At 63.0% G+C, this 18,464-nt stretch carries 10 protein-coding genes and 1 pseudogene; 9 read left to right on the forward strand and 2 right to left on the reverse strand.

Annotation, left to right across the window (positions count from 1 at the left end; all coding sequences use genetic code 11):
- Window positions 1-34: 34 nt before the first annotated feature.
- The 5 genes from NKI39_RS22190 (at window position 35) to NKI39_RS22210 (ending at window position 13,298) form a co-directional block, all read left to right on the forward strand.
- Entirely contained in the window at window positions 35-3,316 is a 3,282-nt protein-coding gene (locus tag NKI39_RS22190) for a DUF6603 domain-containing protein (protein ID WP_352834396.1), read from the forward strand.
- Between the two features lie 2 nt (window positions 3,317-3,318).
- Entirely contained in the window at window positions 3,319-6,012 is a 2,694-nt protein-coding gene (locus NKI39_RS22195) for a hypothetical protein (protein WP_352834399.1), read from the forward strand.
- Window positions 6,009-10,565: a hypothetical protein gene (locus tag NKI39_RS22200; RefSeq protein WP_352834401.1), complete on the forward strand. Its 4,557-nt coding sequence runs from the start codon at window positions 6,009-6,011 to the stop codon at window positions 10,563-10,565. The genes NKI39_RS22195 and NKI39_RS22200 overlap by 4 nt, the downstream gene beginning before the upstream one ends.
- A gap of 6 nt (window positions 10,566-10,571) precedes the next feature.
- On the forward strand, window positions 10,572-12,137 hold the full coding sequence (locus NKI39_RS22205; RefSeq protein WP_352718632.1) for a hypothetical protein: 1,566 nt from the start codon (window positions 10,572-10,574) through the stop codon (window positions 12,135-12,137).
- A 183-nt stretch (window positions 12,138-12,320) separates the two neighbouring features.
- A complete protein-coding gene (locus tag NKI39_RS22210; protein ID WP_352834404.1) occupies window positions 12,321-13,298 on the forward strand; it encodes a chymotrypsin family serine protease in 978 nt (325 codons plus the stop codon).
- Window positions 13,299-13,701: 403 nt separating this feature from the next.
- Here NKI39_RS22210 and NKI39_RS22215 read toward each other — a convergent pair.
- Both NKI39_RS22215 and NKI39_RS22220 read right to left on the reverse strand, forming a co-directional pair.
- Window positions 13,702-14,406, reverse strand: a pseudogene (locus NKI39_RS22215) (IS6 family transposase).
- A gap of 282 nt (window positions 14,407-14,688) precedes the next feature.
- Window positions 14,689-15,903, reverse strand: a complete 1,215-nt coding sequence (locus NKI39_RS22220; protein WP_352834407.1) for a helix-turn-helix transcriptional regulator — start codon at window positions 15,901-15,903, stop codon at window positions 14,689-14,691.
- A 580-nt stretch (window positions 15,904-16,483) separates the two neighbouring features.
- On the opposite strand from NKI39_RS22220, the gene NKI39_RS22225 reads away from it, so the two are divergent.
- From NKI39_RS22225 to NKI39_RS22240, 4 genes are all read left to right on the forward strand, one after another.
- Window positions 16,484-17,128, forward strand: a complete 645-nt coding sequence (locus NKI39_RS22225; protein ID WP_352834410.1) for a hypothetical protein — start codon at window positions 16,484-16,486, stop codon at window positions 17,126-17,128.
- 99 nt (window positions 17,129-17,227) lie between these two features.
- On the forward strand, window positions 17,228-17,557 hold the full coding sequence (locus tag NKI39_RS22230; RefSeq protein ID WP_352718620.1) for a hypothetical protein: 330 nt from the start codon (window positions 17,228-17,230) through the stop codon (window positions 17,555-17,557).
- Window positions 17,558-17,722: 165 nt separating this feature from the next.
- Window positions 17,723-18,070 carry a peptidoglycan-binding domain-containing protein gene (locus NKI39_RS22235; RefSeq protein WP_352834478.1) on the forward strand — a complete coding sequence of 116 codons (348 nt, stop codon included), beginning with the start codon at window positions 17,723-17,725 and terminating at the stop codon, window positions 18,068-18,070.
- A gap of 36 nt (window positions 18,071-18,106) precedes the next feature.
- Window positions 18,107-18,379: a hypothetical protein gene (locus tag NKI39_RS22240; RefSeq protein WP_352718618.1), complete on the forward strand. Its 273-nt coding sequence runs from the start codon at window positions 18,107-18,109 to the stop codon at window positions 18,377-18,379.
- The last annotated feature ends 85 nt before the right edge of the window (window positions 18,380-18,464 follow it).

Genomic DNA, 18,464 nt, shown 5'->3' on the forward strand with positions numbered 1-18,464 from the left:
GGCGTGACCATCGTGCAGAGAGGGACAAGTCGCCGTGGCTTCGCTGGTTCAACTGATTATCGATTTCCTCAAGGAAAGCCTCGAGGGGGACCCGGCGGGAGGCGATCCTGCGCCGCCCGGCAAGCTCGGCGACATTGCCGATATCAAGGACAAGCTCACTGCGATCCAGCTCGATCCGAACCACAACGGCATAGCGGACTGGCTTGATACGATCGACGGCGTGCTCAACGACGTAGGGCTCAGGGACACCATCATCGTCCGCGCGCTGCAGATTCGCGCGCCCCGGCTGGCCGAGGCACTGACGTTGGCGGGCCTGATCGAGGTCGAGTTTCGCGATCTCGACCCACGCGCCTTCGCGTTTCGCCTCGCCTGGAACCGGCTTGACGCGTTCTTGCGCTCGCCCGGCGATACGACCCTGGCGGTTCTGCTCTCGCGCATACAGGACCTCGATGACCTGAAAGTCGCCCAGGTACTCACCGGGTTGCTGCTGTTTTCGCCGCGCGAGCTCCTGAAGCTGGAATATGCGCAGCAAGGATATGCTGCGCTGCCCGACCCTCATCCCGCCGGGGCAGTCGATCTGATCCAACTCGTCCAGGATCTCATCAATTCGCCGCTCAAGCTTGGTATGCCGATCACGCCGCCGTTGGACGTGGCCTCGTTCAAGGCCAAGGCCGCCGAAGGCGCGGCGCTCCTAACGGATTACCTGGCAGTAGTCGGGCCGGACGTTCTGGGCGCAAACAGGCTGGACGGCCTCGGCGTCGAGCTCAAATTGAGCAATGCAACGGCCTTCGTGGCAGGTTCGCTCGACCTCGGCAGCGGCGTCCGGCTGGTTGCATCGACGACCGATACCGGAGCGCAGACCTACCGCCTCGTCATGAAGAACGGATCCTTCGATCCCGCTCTCGCCTCAAGCGGCGTGTTCGAGGCCGGCTTGCGGTTCGATCCACAAGGCGGGGCGGCGATCATTGGACCACCCGGCGACACAAGGCTGGAGGTGGGTCCGGCGCGGCTGCTTCTTCGCTTGCAACCAAATGTGCTGCCAGGCTCGCCGCTCTTCGGCCTGCGGGGGATCGTCGAGCGTGTATCCTTCGTTTTTTCGACGAAGCCTTTGGGTCTGCTTTCCAGCATCGTCTCGCTCCCTGCCGAGGTGCGGTTTCAAACGGAGATCTCGATCGGCTACCTGCAGGGCGTCGGCCTGCAGACGATGGGTGGACAAGCGGGCCTGCCGCCATTGGCCACCGAGTTCACCGTTCCTGTCAATCTCAGCGTAGGCGGAGGCGCCGCCGGCCTGACGATCGAGCGTGTTCTGGTCCGCATCGAGGCAAAGCTTGCCGGCGAAAGCCTGCGTTCGCGCATTGTCCTGCACTTCGGCGCGAATGGCGCATTCGGGCCGGTGCGCATCGTGGCCGACGGGATGGGCGCCTGGTTCGGGCACTGGGACGATGGTTTCCTCGGCATTGAGGGCCCTACCGCGCTCGGCGTTTCGCTGGAGGCCGGCCCGGTGGCCGGGGGCGGCTTCCTCGCCAAGCTCGGCAACGACGAATATGCCGGCGGGCTCGAACTGAAGGTGATCGGCATCGGCGTCGACGCCTTCGCGCTTTTCGGACAGGCGGACGGCGCACCGGCCTTCGTGGGCATCCTCGGGATAAGGCTGCCGCTGCCGGGCGTGCAGATCGGCTTCGGCTTCGCCATCACCGGCGTTGGCGGGCTAGTCGGCATCAACCGGCGTGCTGATACCGACGTGCTGCGCGAACAGCTTGCCTCGGGAACAAGCGGTCAGATCCTGTTCTGCGACAATCCGACCAGCAACGCCCTGACTGTCATCGGCCAGCTTCCGCGCCTTTTCCCGGCAGCGCGCGGCGTGTTCCTGGTGGGGCCGACCTTCCAGATCTCATGGCTCGAACTGCTTCGTCTCGATGCTGGAATCTTCATCGAGCTTCCGGGGCCGCGGCAGATTTTCATCGCCGGCTCGGCACGGCTGGTCATCGGCTCGGAAGAGTTCGCCCTCGTCTACCTGCGCATGGACTTCGTCGGCGGCATCGATCTCACCAAGAGCCTGATCTATTTCGACGCAGTGCTCGTCAATTCGCACGTGATGCAAGTGTTCAAGATCACCGGCGGCATCGCATTGCGCATCGCCTATGGCGACAATGGTTATTTCCTGTTCAGCGTCGGCGGCTTCCACCCATCTTTCAATCCGGGTGGGCTCGAACTGCCGCGCCTCGCCCGCGCTGGCACATGTGCCTCGGTGGGCATCGCCTGGTTCAAGCTTGAGAACTATTTCGCGCTGACGTCGAATACGTTCCAGATCGGCGCCGCCGTCGAAGCCGGCATCGAGCTAGGTCCCATCTCCGCGCATGGCTGGCTCCGCTTCGACGCCATGGTCCAGTTCGAGCCGTTCTATTTCGTCGCCACGATCGATGCCGGTTTCGATATCGAGATATTCGGCGAATCGCTTTGCGGCGTGCGCTTGCAGGGCAAACTGAGCGGCCCCGGACCGCTGGTCATCGAGGCAAGAGCCTCGGTGAAAGTGCTGTTCGTGAGAGTTTCCGAGAGCGTCACCATCCAGCTCGGAAGCAGTGGCGGCAGCCAGGTTCCCGCCATCACCAATATTGTCGCGCTGCTGGCGCCCGAGTTCGCCAAGCCCGACAACACGCGCAGCGAGGGCGAGGACCGCAGCGTCGTGCTGCGCCAGGGCGCCCCGACGCTCGTCAACAATATTCCGGTGGTTGGCGCGGTCGGCGCGATCATCTGGGAACAGAGGCGCGTACCCTTCGGTCTTGATCTCCAACGCTTTGAAGGTGCGCCCCTGGCGCCCGGGCAGAATGGCAACCACCACCTTACGCTTGCGACGCCCGACGCATCGGCCGGCATCGAGCAGGACTGGTTCGGGGCCGGCACGTACCTGACACTTGCCGAATCCGAGGTGCTGAACAATGCACGCTTCACGCAGGCGCAGTCCGGCATCCGCATCTCGCTTCTGGAACCGAGCTTCGGCGCCAGCGAGGACTGCACCGTGATGCTCAAGCTTGTGAAGCTGCCGAAACGTTTCCTCTTCCCGTTGCTCATCGAGGCAGCCGGCTACATGCTGGCTCCCCTTGCCAGCATGCAGCGGGAGCGATCCGGCATCGCCACTGTCCAGCCAGGCGCGCCACGCATCACTGCCTCGCAGGAGATTTGGAACGCGCATGATTCTGCCGGCAGCGTGCTGCAGAAAAATCTAAGCTCGACGCAGGCATTCCTGCTGACGCGGAGCGGCAAAGGCGTTGCCCAGCCGGCGACCGCCCAGACCGTCAACGTCGTGGGAGTGATCTAGCCATGGCGACGATGAAATTCCTTGCCTGGCAGCGCTCGAAAATCCTGTCCGAAGCACAGGAGGCGGGCGGCCGCCTCGGGAGATCGCTGACCCTGACGCTGGACGATCTTGGCGATAGCCAGCCAGCGTTGCAAGGCCAAGTGCCCGTCCTGTTTCCGGCGGCAAGCGATGTCGGCGGCCTGAGGTCTGCTGTTGCGATCAGGCATCTGGCGCCGAAGCCATCTACGCCCGACGCCGAGACGACCAAGTTCGTCCATGTCGATTTCCATGAAGCCGACCTGCCGTGGCGCTACACGCCGAACCCGTCGGCCGCGGGATCGATCGGCCTCAAGCCTTGGATGCTGCTGCTAGTCGGCACGACTGACGAGCTCGGCGCGGAGGGCGGATTCGTCACCCGCCTCGAAAACAAGGTGCTGGAGGATCACGATCTGGCGAAATCCCATCTCTGGGCACACGTTCAGACCGAAGGCGCCGTCACTTTCTCGCGGCTTCTCTCGCCGCGCCGGCTGGTACCGTTGCGCGACCACGTCGCCGTCATCGTTCCGACGTTCACCGCCACCGGCGCTGCGATGTGGCAGGGCGCCCAGCGCAATTTCGAGGCGTTGCCGGCCTTTTTCAGCTGGCGCTTTCAGGCGGCGGAAGAAGGGGATTTCGAGACGCTCGCAACCGCGCTGCAGCTGCGGCCATCAGGCGGCCTGGGGATAGCCGACCTTCGCTATCGTCGGCCTGTCACCAATGTCGACGCAAAGCTGACGCTGGGCGGCGCCATCACCTCGCTCAAGAACCATCCGAGCGAACCCGTCCAAGTCAAGGCAGCTCGCGACGATCTTGACCGCCTGAACGACGAGCTGGCGGACGTGGAACCGCCCGAGATCGTACCGCCCCCGCCGCTACGCGACATCATGCAACTGCCGAACTATGGCGGCCTATGGAAAGAGGACACATCAACGACTCAATGGACAAAGTCGATGAACGACGATCCGCGTCACCGCGGCGTTGCCGGGCTCGGGCTGTGGATGGGCGTCGTCGAGCAGGAATCGCTGATGGACGCGGCCGTCAAGCAAGCGGGCGCATTGCAGGATGCCGCGCAGCGCGTCGGCCATCTCGCATTCGGCCTGGATGCCGCCAGGAGATTGTGGAGACGCCGGCTGCCGGACGTGGCGGAACTGGAGCTCAGGCTTTTCGGCCCCGCGATGGGCCGGATGTTGACCGACGGTCAAGGAACCCTGCTCGGCTACGTCACGTCCAAAACCAGGACGCTCGACAGTGCGATATTCTCGAGCGCGGCGCAGCGCCTGTTGCGCAACGGCACGGCGCGCTCGCGCTTTTCCAACGGCCGCATCGACCGCGCCGCCTTCCTGGCAGCAGCTAACGAGGCGCCGGAGAGGGCCGAGAAAGCTCCGCCCGGGTTGCCCCACGTCGATGCGGTCGCCAGGGCGCTAGGCGAGCAGCCCTTAGAGGACGCGCTCGGGCTGCCTCCATTCGACGAGCGGCTTGAAGAGATATTGCAGAAGTTCGCCGGCCAGCCTGTCGACGACGAGCGGATCCGCGATTTCGTGGCAGTGGTAAACGACGCCTTCGGTCTTCAGTGCGGCGAGTTAATCGAACACTTCTTCAGCCAATTCCAGCCATTCCTTGATCGATCGGGACGGCCGACACGGTTCTTCGATCGCGAGACGATGCTGGCGGCGATCGAGTCTTGCCTTGCCGGCAATTTGCGCGGGGAGTCGCAGGAAGGCGGACTGGGAGCCGCCTTGCCGCGGCCCGAAGAGCCGGACGGGCGGCGCCCCGCAAAGCTCGGCGACCTAGCCGCGATCGTTGGCGGCGCGATCGACCCGACACAGGCAATGCCGCCCGCCTGGGTGCGCGTAAAAGCCACAATCACCGGATTAGATCTCGCCACGCTGGCGCCGCCCGAAGCGCCGATCGGGCTCGACTATCCGACCTGGACGCTGGTGAACCGACACGAGCGCGAATGGCTGCTGCCGGGCGCCGGGGCCATTCCGCCCAATTCGATAGTTTCGCTGCAGACGAACCCGACCTTCGTCGATGCCTTCATGGTCGGCATCAACACGCAATTCCTGAGCGAAATGCGCTGGCGCAATCTCCCTGCACCCCGCGTCAGCACGCCACTACGGATGTTCTGGGGCTACATCAACCACGAGACCGCCAAGCGCGAGGCCGATATACGGCCGGTCGTCGACTGGCCATCCAAGCCGTTCGGCGAACCCGGCGCAGACGATGTCGGCGACCTTTCGCACCAGGCGATCAAACCCGGTGACACCACCGGCAAGCAGGACCTCGTCATCGCATTTCGTACCGCGCTGTTCCGCCGCTATCCGTCGACACTGGTCTATCTCGTTCGCCCGCTGCCGGGCGATGATCCCGACACGCTGCTCCAGGCTCCGCCCAACTTCGCCGATGCGCCTGCGGACCGCAATCAGCGCCGCTACTTTGGTCCGATCTTCTTCGGCCAGATGGAGCCGGACCTCGTCTTCTTCGCCTTCGACGTGGACCCACAGACGCTCGACCAGTTCTGGCTGGTGCTCGACGAGCCGCCGTCGGAACTGCGCTTCCGCAACGACCAGGGATTGGCGTGGCCCAACAGTGCCAAATTCGCCGAACGAACCATCGACAAGCCCACGCGCGTTGCGATCAGCGGAGCCGAACTCGAACGACAGGCGCAAAACGGATGATGACCTTTGAGCACCGGGATCGGCGCCTCGGCGTAGTCGGGCACGCGATCGACGCACTCGACCAGCAAATCGCAGACCTGCAGTTGGACATCGCAGCAGAAGCCGACCTGGCGCAGCGTCTGGTGCTCCAGGGCCGCCTGGCAGGAGCTCAGGCGCTGCACGCGGATCTCGATGGCGAGCGGACCCAACTCACGCAGGATCGTTTCGACGTGAGCGACGAACACGGCGCGGCGCTTGCCAGGGATTTTTTGTGGGAGACAACGGCCGGTCTGCTGCCCCTGGTCGAGGCCGATCCGGCGATTGTCGCGACTGGGCAGCCGCCCTTGCTGACAGGCGACGTGGCGGCGGCGATCGAGGCGCTGCCGCGTGGCGGTCCGGCGCCACGGCCCGGCTTCCTCGACGAGATCGCCACCGCCGGGGCCGATGCGAACTCCGTCGACCAGCTTGTTGGCTTCGCCCTCGGTCACTGGCTGCGCCAGCCCGAGCCCCGCGGGTCGCCCTTCCGGGACATCGGCGTCATGCTGCCCTTGCGCCTGGAGACGCTTTTCGAGGAGCGGCAGGGCGGCTGGACAGTCTTGCTGCGCGTCGTTCCAGACGAGGCCTCGATCCGCCGCGACCAGACCAGCGTGACGCCGATGGAGGCTGAATTCCTAGCCGAGTTCTGGGGGCGGTCGAAGGTGATGGGGGCTGCTCCGGGCACCGACCCGGTCGAATGGCTGCTGCACCCCGAGGGCGTCGTCGCGTGGGAGCAATTGTCAAGTCGCCTCACGCCGCCGCGGGCGGCGTGGCTAGTGACGACCTTCCCTGCCGCGCTTCAGGACGGCGCCTTTGTCGCCGCCATCCCGCAAGATCGGATAGGGCGGCCGCTACCAGAGCGGATCGGCGGGCTGCCGCGCGAACTCGTCGTGACGGTGGTCGACAACAACCAGCAGGCGATGGACATTGGGGTGTTGCAGCCAAATCTGCCCGTTGATGAATTCAAGGTTCCCGCCGGCGACGACGCGTTCGATAGCTGGCTCATTTCCTGGCCGCGAGCCCAGGCCGTCGGCATGGGTGGCGAATTCACGCTGCCGCCGGGCGTGACGCCGGAGACGATCGCCGCCCTCTATGTCTATGGGATCGGCGATGAGGCGCCAGCCGAGCATTTCCGCGCCCATGTCGATGCCGGACAGATGGCGTTGGTCCGCCTCGGCGCGCCGACGAACACTATCCAGGGCACGCCCGCCGCCGATCTTGCGCTCGACAACGAGTCCTGGCGGGTCATCGCAGGCAGGCGCCTCGCCGGCGAAACCGGCGCAGGCGTGCGGGAGCTTGCCGAGGCGCTTTGCGGGGACAGCGGCGCCTTGCCCTATCTGGCCGGATCATCTCATGATGTGGAGGACAGCACACTGCTGCTGAGGACGCTGTGGCCGGTGCTTTGGGGGCACTATTTCCGCGATGTCTGGAACGGCGGCAACGAGGCGCTTGTCCTCTGGCGCTGGGCGCTCGAGGTGTTGCACGTAGAAGGCCCGTTGCTGCCGCTCCGCATCGGCGCGCAACCATACGGCGTCTTGCCGGTAACCTCGCTGCGCAACTGGCAAGCCTCCGACGGGGGCGACTTCGAACGCATCGAAGAGAAGATCATCAAGGGGCTGTCGACGCTGGTACCCGCCTGGGCGGATGCTGCGACGCGCCGCGGCACCATCGTCGGAGCCGACACCAGAGGCCTGCTCGGACATCTTGCCCGGCCGGGCGTTAGCGCCCGCTATTCGTACCGGTCGTTCGTCGCCGCCGAGCAGCTCGCCCACGCTTACCCACGCGTGCCGCACGCCGATTTCATGCAAATGGCGGAGAAATTCTGGGAGCCCGCCAGCGAGGTGCTGCAGCACCGGGCGTCGCGCCCCTATCTCGCGGCAGGGCACCTTGCACAGCTTCGGCTGCCGCTACTTGGCTCAAGGCGGCTTTTGCCGCCGCAGCTCACGCTGACGGACATGGTGAAGGACCTCTACCAGATCGAAGCCGACCAGTTCGCCTCCGTATTCTACGGTCGAACGTTGGGGGGAATCGTTCCGCAGAGCCTGCTGGTGCGTCTGGTGATCCAGTCGGTTCTCTTGGCTAAGGCCTGGTATATGCAGTCGGTCCACCACATAAACGGCCCGTTGCAAAATCCGCTGATCTGGGACGATCCTGAAGTACTCACACCGATCGAGGTCCTTCAGACCAGCTTCTCCGATTCCGAGCAGGCGGGATTGGGCGAGGATTTGATCCGCAAGCTCATGCAGCTTCATCGGGAAGACGTCTTCCGCCTCGTCTCCGAGCTCGATCAGCACTTGGTGAAGGACCGCGATCCGCTCAATCCGGAATCCGGAGAGCCCGTCAACCAACTCAAACTCCCGCCCGAGCGACATGCGGAGCTGGAGCGCATACTGCGGGCCACGCTGGATTCGGCCGGGCATCGAATCGATTCCTTTGCGACCGCGATCGCGTGGCGGCGGCTGCGGCAGCATGCTACCGGCGGCCGCGACCGCCACCGTCTCGGCGCCTATGGCTGGGTCGATGGCCCCTTCCTCGGCAAGCCGGGTCCCACACGGGCGGGCCGCCTGCATGCGCCTTCGCACGCGCAAGCGCTGACCAGCATCATCCTGCGCGACAAGTACCTGTCGTCGAATGACGAGCTGACCGCCGACGGCCGCAACATATGGAAGATGGACCTCTCCTCCATCAGCGTTCGTCTCGCCGTCGAGATGGCCGACGAGGTGCGGATGGGTTTCCACATCTTTGAAGTGGTCGGCCGCCGCGTCGAGGGGGTTGTCGGCCGGCCCGACCGCGTCAGGACCCTGCGCCAAGCCAAGCCGCTGCGTCCCGAAAAGCCCGACACCCGCGATAGTTGCCACGGGATCGATGCTCTTGATGGGCTGCTCGCCGGAGCGATCCCCGGCGTTCTCAGCGACGATGCTGCCGAACACGGGAGGCAACTGGAGCAGCTGCGAAATCTCAAGTCCGCACTGGAAGCCTACAGCGATCTGCTGGTTGCCGAAGGCGTTCATCAGGTCGTGACTGGCCATGCCGACCTCGCCGCGGATGCAATGGACGCAGCGGCGGGTTTCGGCCGGCCGCCAGCGTTTGAGTTCGTGCATACGCCGCCCTCTGGCTATCGTCTCGGCACCAGCGTGTTGGCAGTCTTTCCCCATCGCATACCGGATGCCGGCGGTTCGCCACTCGAGCTTGCGGACGCCTCGCTCGCCGGCTTGCTCGGCAGCCGTTTCGGCGACCCCGCCCAGTGGTCGTGGACGGCGACCCGGGAAGAAAACGGGGTCGAGCAAACGGAAACGGTCGCGCTTGCCGACCTCGGCCTCACCCCACTCGAAACGGTCTTCATATCCGAAGATTTCATGGCCGAGATCGTGCGTAGCAAGGCACATCAGCCCGACGCCAGGATTACCGCCCCACCGGCGCACAGGCTGATCCGGCAGCTTGGCGGAACGCTGGGCGCCAGTCCGGCATCCATCTCGGACGTCGCGCTGCAGCAGGAGGTTCCCAACGATGTCCTGCAGCCATTCGAACAGACGATGCGCACGGAGCTGGCAGATCGATACGAGGCGCTTTGCAATGCGCTTGCTGCATTCATCGCGGAGACCGAGGCGGCTGGCCTCACCGATGCCCAGCGCATCGCGTGGCTTCGCCGGGCGCTCGCATGGGGTATTGTCGGGCCTGCCGGCAGCACGCCCCGCAACATTGTGGCTGCAATACTCTTCGGGGATCTAGTTCCAACGCCCGACGTTCTGGCCGGGCTGGTCACCAGCGCCAAAGACGCTCTCAACGGCAGGCTTTCCCACGCGCCCGACATCGCCGATCCTGAAACGCGCAAGCTCTCACCGGTCAAGCTCGCTCGTGCGATCGGAGACGTCGTGGCGCCCGGCGGCAGGCTGGCGGTGACCGCGAAATGGTCGACCCAGGCACTGCGCGACGCTGCCGCGCTCGATGTGGGTGCCGTCGATGCCAGGCTTGAAGACGAATGGCTTGCGGTGACGGCCGCCGTGCGGCCATCGCTTGCGCGGCTGGAGGCGATCCAGCTTGAGGCGCGCGTTCTTGGTCGCATGCAGCCGCTGGAGGCGTGGTCGAACGCGCCCGACGACCCTTGGCGGAAGCCTGTCGTTGCCGGCAACGCTGCCAAACGCCAGGCGGGCGACGTGACCAAACTTGACCTGAAGCGGTTCGTGGCTGCCTTCGGGTCAAGCGAAGCCTGGCAGGGGTCAAATGTCGCTGTCGCGCTGATCGACCAGTTCACAGAAGCTGTGCCCATGGCTGAACGCAGCACCTACGCCGCTTTTGGTTTCAACGCACCCGCCGCGCGGCCGCCGCAGGCGATCCTGCTCGCGGTGCCGCCTCGATCCGACAGGCGGCTCGATGCGGCCGGGACGCTGGACATCCTGATGGAAACGCGGGAGTTGCTGCGCGCCCGAGCGGCCCGCCCTGAAGATGTGGTCGGGCACCCGGTCGCGCCGAGCATGTGGTTCGATGGGGCGAGCCCGCTGCGCGTACGTCTCGACAATGGCACCCAATACTGGCGGTAACCCGACATGGTTCTTCGCATCGACAGGTATCATCGGCTTGAATCCCGGCCCGGCGACCGCGATCTGCAGAACGGATTTGCGGCCCGCGTCCACGACCCACTGTGGCTGCTCGCCCGCCAATGGCAGATGGGCGAACACCAGGGCGAAAATGCTTCGTCACCGGTTCGGATTGACTGCACGGTGACGAGAACGCCGATCGCCCCGCTGGCTGGCGATCCGGCGTTCGATCCGACCGTCGTGCCGGCGGAGGCCCTTGTCGAATCCGAGCTGGACGATTGGTGGACGATAGGCCGCCGAGTGCGCGTCGGCGAGCGCTTCGCAGCGAACCCAGCCACGGCCGAGGCTAAGGGCGTGCGGTTTCTCGACCCGCCGCCACCTTATGACGCCTTTGCCGGCCGGCTCGATGGTCGCGCGATCTGGCTTGGCCGTGAACGGCTCGGCATAGCTGAAGCGGCTTTTGGCGGTGACGCGCCACCGGCCGACAGTCCCCAGGCTTGGGATTCCTTCCGGCTCAACTATAACACCCAATTCGACACGGCGGAGCGGCCGCTGGCGGTGATCGACCACCATGGCGGTCCGATGGACTGGTACTCGGCCGACGCCGCGACCGAGAGCCCGTTGGCGGAACCGGCGGCGGCCACGGCGATGCGCGCGACAATCCCCATGCCGCTGGAATATCCCGGGGCGCCGCACAGCCGCTTCTGGGAAATCGAGGACGCCAATGTCGATATCGGCGGATACCCGCCCGACACGGCCCATTTTGCGACCATGCTTCTGGTCGATCTGGTTTACTCGCACGGCGACGACTGGTTCCTGTTTCCGGTGGCCGCAAAGGCCGGCCACATCGTCACCATCCGCTCTCTCTCGGTTACCGATTCGTTCGGCAAGACGTATTCGAGCGAAGACCTCGACAACGCCAACATCAAATACCCGGGCCTTCATGCGCCTGGCGATTTCTCGATCTTCAAATGCGATGGGCTCAAAGACGAGTCGCTGGTGCTGTGGCCGGTCGCCGAATCGCCGCTCGAAAGCGCTCCCGTAGAGCGTGTCCAGTTCGGCGTCGACGAGCACAGCAATGTGCTCTGGGCGCTCGAGCGCATCGTCGACACGCGCGAGGTCAACCGGGTTGGCGGTGAACCGGATGACGGGCATCCGCAGTACCCCGCGGCCGTGCCAGTGAGCAACTTGTCGGGAAAGAGGCAATACACCTATGTTCCGGCGGCCGGCGTCGAATCGCGCTGGCATCCCTATATTCTCGACTGGAAAGCCGAGAGCGAGCCGGCCTTCACGCAATGGGGACTGGCCGACTACTCGCTCCAGGTTCCGCGACCAACACCGCACCCGGAGGCGCAGGTGCTTAAGGCCGGAACCGCCGCGGCCCCACAGATACACAGGATTTCCGCAGCGGCCATGGCGCGCGGCGGACTTGAGCTCGAGCGCCGTTGGCAGCTGGCGCGCGACATGACCGGTCGGCCGGTTCTCTGGGTCCAGCGTCAGCGCCGGGTGCTGCGAAATCCGCCGGCGAGAACGATAAGGTTCGACGTGATGGAGGAAAGCGAGCCCGTGCCATGACGCTGGTTGACGAGCGGGCGTAGCTCGAGCGTAGCGCGTGTCGTAGCTGCAGCAAACGCCGACAATGTCCCCGGGGTCCGGCGGTAGATCGAGAGGATGCTTCCCGGGGTCTCGACGGTCACGTGACGCTAACATGTTGGGATGAACGAAAATCGACAGCCTGGACGGCTAATGGAGGCGAGCATGGAAATACCCCCCGAAGTGATCGCGGCTAAGAATGAGCTGGAGCGACCACTTTTTGCGGCCGGGCTTATCACCGGCATGGATTTCGGCGTCCGCGACGAGGAGCACCCCGATCCCGAGGACCTGGTGCTGCGTATTTTTGTCGCGGACGCGAATTTCATCGCGCCCGAGATCCTTGCGGCAATCCAGTTCTTTCCGTTTCCGGCAGTGGTGATCCAACGGGTCTTCAAGACGACAGGACTACCCGACAAGTCGCCACACCGGCCGGTCGTGGGCGGCTCGTCTATGGCGTCCTCCAGATTCTTCACGGCCGACGCTACAGTCCATGCCGGCACCTTAGGCGCCATCGTGACAGACACCCTTACTCCCAACATCCGCTATGGGCTGAGCAACTTCCATGTCATGTGCGTCGACAGCAATCGGGCGTCGGGCGATCCAATGGTGCAGCCGGAGCCGGGCCCGCTTGGCATCCTGGCCGGCACGCAGATTGGAACGCTTCGCGACTGGTCCTTCCCTGAAACCTCGGAGGAAGGGTTTGTCGATGCGGCCATCTGCACGCTCACAGAGGCGTCCCAGCTGGAAGTTCTCGAGATCGGCGCGGTATCCGGCACGGTCCCTCCCAAGGTAGCAATGCAAGTTCGCAAACGTGGCCGGACCACAGGCCTGACATTTGGCTGGATCAGCGGAATTGAAGGGAGCTTCTCACTCGATTTCCCCAATATGCCAGCCGTTACCGCTTCCGATGGAACGCTCACGACCAGGCGGACCTTCATCAATCAGATCCAGATACATGCCGATTTCCCGCAATCGATCGTGTTTGGCGATCACGGCGATTCCGGTTCGGTCGTCGTGGATTTCAACAACCAGGTCGTAGGGCTTTACTGGGGATCAGGCAGCTTTTCGGACGGCGACCCCTTGTCGTTTGGCCTAGTCAATCCCGCAGCCGCCGTCGAGAACGCGTTGGGAATCAAGTTCTAGGCAATCCAGACGCTGATGGCGTGATGCGCGGCCGACTTTGACCTCGTCCGAGTTACCAATGGAGATCCAATATGGCTTCAACCATACGCATCGATGGTTCGCTCCCGGACCCGCGCGACAATTCCACGAGGGGATTGATCTTCTCCAGCGGCTGGGGGGCTCATACGAATTCGCGGGGGATCCGTCTTGCCGGGCGAATCAGCCGAGGCGGCTCAGCGACATCGGTTTCCTCGCACCGTTCGACAGCGACCTCGAAGGCGCCTTGCCAGGTAGGGGCGCCTTCACGAAGTTCCTGTTGAAGACGGGCCGCGTCCAGCAGCTCATCGCGGCAACATTGCTACCGGACGACGGCACCGTAAAGTTATCGCTTGCAAGGTACAGTGGTGGCGTCCTCATCCAAGTTTCATGCAGCAGTGACGTGAGCGATTTCGCGCCAAGTTTCCATGGCAGCGCTGCGCAGTTCACGATGGTCGGCGGATGAAAGAGCGTGGCGGGGAAAGCGAAACAGGTTGGCAAACGGATGTGGATGGAAACGAACCGCTGAAGTCGGCCTGATGACTTGAAGCGCTTTATTTCGTCGTCGCATCGGCTGGTGCGAGTTCTCCGCTCGGTTGTTCAATCCCTTGTGCCGGCGATGTTCGACCTGCGGCATGATCTCTCGACCAGCCACAGCGTAGGAGCCGAGCTTGTCGGTGATCATCACGCGCGGTGCATGACCCTGCTTTTTCAGCAGTTTGCGCATCAGCCGCTTTGCAGCCTTGGCATTCCTGCGGCTTTGCACCAGAACGTCCAGCACGAAGCCTTTCTGGTCGACGGCCCGCCATAGCCACTGCTTATTGCCGGCAATGGTGACGACCATCTCGTCGAGGTGCCATTTGTCGCCAAGGCGGCCGGCCGATCTTAGCTTGATCTGATTGGCGAAATGGCGACCGAATTTCTCCGCCCATGCCCGCACGGTCTGGTGGGAACGATGATGCCGCGGACAGCCAGCATGTCCTCGACCATGCGCAGACTGAGCGGAAAGCGGAAATAGGGCCACACAGCATGCGCGATGATCTCGGCAGGAAAGGTGGCGACGGTAGAGCGGATCAGGGAGTGTTTGGGCCATGGAGCGCCCGATCTCACAAAGGTTTCGCCTTTTTCCTTAAGTTTAGGATGCCCTTTGGACGATGACCGGGAGCGTTCGCGGCGGTTTTCCAAACGACGGGAGTTGACCCTCCTTTTCGGACCATCCCCGATGGGAGGTCAAGGGAACGTCGTGTCCTTTCGAGACCTTCCGGGGCCGCTATCTCTTCCTAAAAGCGGACGTTGAGCGCAACCGGCCCTCAAGACCCTACCCCTGACCTTCCGGTCTCACGAGAACGTCTGGAGCGAGGGATCAGCCCTAGACTTAAGCTTCACCAGCAGCGCCGGTCAACTCGCACTCGGCCTGCATCAGGAGCCGGACAAGTTCGGCCTGGCGGCGCACGCCGGTCTTTTCGAAGATGTGGCTCAGATGTGCCCTGACCGTCGTGGCCGTGATACCAAGCCGGGCTCCAGCCGCGGCGCGTCCGTCGCCCTTGACAACCTCCAGGGCGACGTCGGCTTCTGCATTCGTTAGCCCAAACCGGCGGCGCAGATACTCCTTCGTCTCGACGGGCGTCATGTCGAAGGCTGCGATCATGGACGGACCGATGAATACGGCGGCCACCGCCTCGGGCTGCAACCTCGTACGCAGTTCGCTGCCGTTCATCGGCATTACATGGGCGAGGACGGGCGGAGCCGGCGGTCCGGTGAGGCGGATGGCAAGGCCCGTCTTGCCGAGCATCACCTCGTCCCGGGCCGCAAGGCGGATCGCCCTGCGCAGTTCCCGCGACGCCGCCGGCGCTTTGGCGCTGAGGATGCCGCTCGTACCTTGCACGGCAGTGCCGTCTTGCAGCATACGCTCCGCCGAGCGGTTCGCATGCAGAATACTGCCCTCCCCATTAGTTAGCACCACGCCGATGCGGAGCGCATCGAGGGCATCGGCCATGCGCACGCGCCCGATGGCGTGGGCGTCCAGCACATTGCTGACGGTGACCGCGCGACGGAGATGCGGAAGCAGGAGCGCCACGATCTCGACCTCCCTATCTGTGATGAGGCCATGCCGCTCATGGCGCCCAATCACAAGCTCAGAGAAATGCGAAGGTGTATACACTAGGAATTGATGCATGATGTCCACGATGCCAAGCGGCTTCAGACAACGCTGAACGTAAGGCGATTTCTCCAAATAATCGGGTTGGAGCTGACGCGAGGCGACAAATGGGTCGTCCAGAGAGGGTCCTTTGGCGAGCCATTCGCTCAACCGTGCGTGTATTTCTGGAATATGTTTCTGCCTCTCTTCGAACCCGAGCTGTCCCCAACCCACGCTCTTCTCGATCAAGAGGCGATCATGTCGAAGATCGTTCAGAGAGAGAATGGCGGATTCGCCGGAGATCGCCTGTGTGATCTCCGCCAGCGTCCGCTCCCAGTGCGAAGGATCGAGCGCGCAGTCGTAAATGGACCCGATAAGCTCCGAAAGGGTATGCGGCGACACCGTATGGCTCCGAGCCGGTGCTCCAGAATCCCCGTCGATCATGCCACGCATGACCCACCGCCCAGTTTCTTGAATGTCTGGGAGCGTCCAGCCCTACGATACGCTTTTGTCGCCTGAATTCGATTGGCCGATCCATACACGTGTCGGCGACAACGGTCATCGATGGCGGCGCACGTCCAGTCCTCGGGTGCCGGCGACGCCTCATGGATGCGCTGCACTGCCGCAAGGACCGTCTCTTCTCGTGTCATCAGCGTCCTCCTGCCTGAGTTTCCCAGAACCCCTTCAACACCCTACAACCGAAGCGTGAAAGATATAGGACGAACGTCCGATGCGCCATTGTCCAAGCTGTGCGATGAATTTGTTCGTTACTAGTGGGTTGCTGTGCGCCTCGGCGTTGAACGGGAAATTGTTCCTCAGTGCACCTCGCGTAAGAAATCGGGGGGCATGCCGCAGTCGACATTGATGGCATGAAATTTGGCGTAGGCGTGATCTTGCTGGGCAGATCATCGAAAGGCGCTGTGATTGATCATTCTTTTAAGATGAAATTCGCGACTTCGCAGACGTGCATGGAGACGTATATGCCAAGGGTTCCACAGGTACGCCGCATCATCTAAGCAATAGGGGGTTCACTATGCCGTTTGTCGATAACTTTGTTGCATTGATGAATGAAAGAGGAATCGCCGTCGACTCATCCGTCGTTCCTGATCCTGAGATCATTGAAGGAGCGCTGAACAACGTCCAGCTCTGGTGGGATGAATTGAACGCCGCTGTCCGTGACGGATTTGATGAAGGTGGCGAGGAATTTGCCGTCTGCTTCATACTGGGGGAGCCGGAAATCAATGTTGCTCCAGAACTTCGTGGGCATTCTTCAAGCCTTCGACCAGGTCGCCGGTCAGCGCCTGTCACAGTTGCTGCAAACTACGCGAGAGGTCCTTGCGGCGAGCCAAAATATTTGACGTGGGAGGTGAAGATGGCAATTGAAGAGTTCGCCGAATGTTACGCGGAACACGTTGGCACTACTGTGGATGCAGTCATCAACGACCTTCGGCAACTCGGTGCCGACAACATTCGAGCGTTTGTTTCATGGTTTCGGGGTCTCAGCGAAGCTGACCGTGCGCTCGTGGGTATAGTTGCCAGCACGGCTACCGGCGTGCTGCTTAAGATACTCACCAAGGGTGTGGGTGAATTCATCGGTGTCTGTTTGGTCGGACTCCTGGGGGGCGCGTCATGGGCGCTGTTGGTGCGTTCGTGCATCGATTGCGAGGAGAGACTTTAAGAAGATGCCTCATCGAGCTCACTGACCTCTTCCAAGGTGGAACAACTCCGGGTTGGTCATACGAGTTCGTCGCTTCTAAGCTTTGCAAGGGATACGACCGTGCCGCATCCGTCTTTACTGAAACTGGGCCTTATCACCTGTTTGGCGACTGATGATTTCATTGGACCAGATGACCTCGTCGGGGTGCTGGGGACGGATCGTTTCCCGATCGGACAGTTCGAGGCGGGGACCAGCTTCGATGTCGGCATCGAGATGCCCATAGCGCCCGGAGTCACGGAACTCACGATTCTGGAGGCCGACGTTATCGAAGACGACGTGCTCGCGACGATCGACCTAACGCAGGACATGGATGTTGAGCGGGTGTTCGGCATACTCACCGGGGATGCCCGCTACGACATGAACTTCGTCGTCATCAGCGGGCCCGACTGATCCCGGCTGGGGCTGAGCATACCGACAGGGAGCGCATCTCCTTGAGAAAGAGAATGAAGCAGATGACGGGAGTCAAGCACCACGCAAAGATTAATGTCCGAGACGGATCATCGCGTACAGTCTCAGTCTCTGGGACCGACGCCAAACAATGGAAAGGGTTTGACGATGCCTTTTGATCAACCCACCCTGCAATTGGGTGACAGTGGCCCTGAAGTCACGAGACTTCAAGAGGACCTGACCGCCGTCAGTTGTTTCTCCGATGTCGCAGACGGATCCTTTGGCCAGTCGACCATGGATGCGGTCGTGCTCTTACAGTCCACGCTCGGCCTGGTCGCCGATGGTGTCGTCAATCAGGACACATGGTCGGTCCTCGAAGGCCCGGAGGCCAGTGTGGAAGACTCCATCGACATCTCCGATCTCCCCGGCCTGACTCTCGCGGTGAGCCACGCCTCCGACGGGAATGTCGACGCCTACCTCGCCGACCTGGGCATTGTTTCCGACAACAACGCGTAGACTGAGACGCCGCTCTGTCTCGGGAAGGGAGCTAATATGGCTTGCGAAATTCAGGAAGTCGGTGTCGCTATCGCTTTGGGAAACGCGGTAGCTTCGACGCCAAGTGTTGCCTTCGGGGCCGTAGCTCCGCCACTCGAGCCGGCTTTGGCACTGAAAATGTGGCTCTCCTGGGCGGCTCTGCTCGTGGCGATCGGCTTCCTCGTCAAGTGCTTTGAAGACAATGGCAGGCAGCAGGATGCGGAATCGTTGAAGCGGGAGCAAGACCGGCTACGTCAGGAGCTTGAGAGCCTGAAGCAGAGAGTGCACTAGAACATCGGGAATCTCGGTGACGCAGCTATGAAGCGGAAGGGTCCGAGGGGCGCGAAACGCACGCGGGCGAAGAACGGAAGAACGG

This window comes from Mesorhizobium sp. M0664 (assembly GCF_040320565.1).
GTDB lineage: Bacteria > Pseudomonadota > Alphaproteobacteria > Rhizobiales > Rhizobiaceae > Mesorhizobium.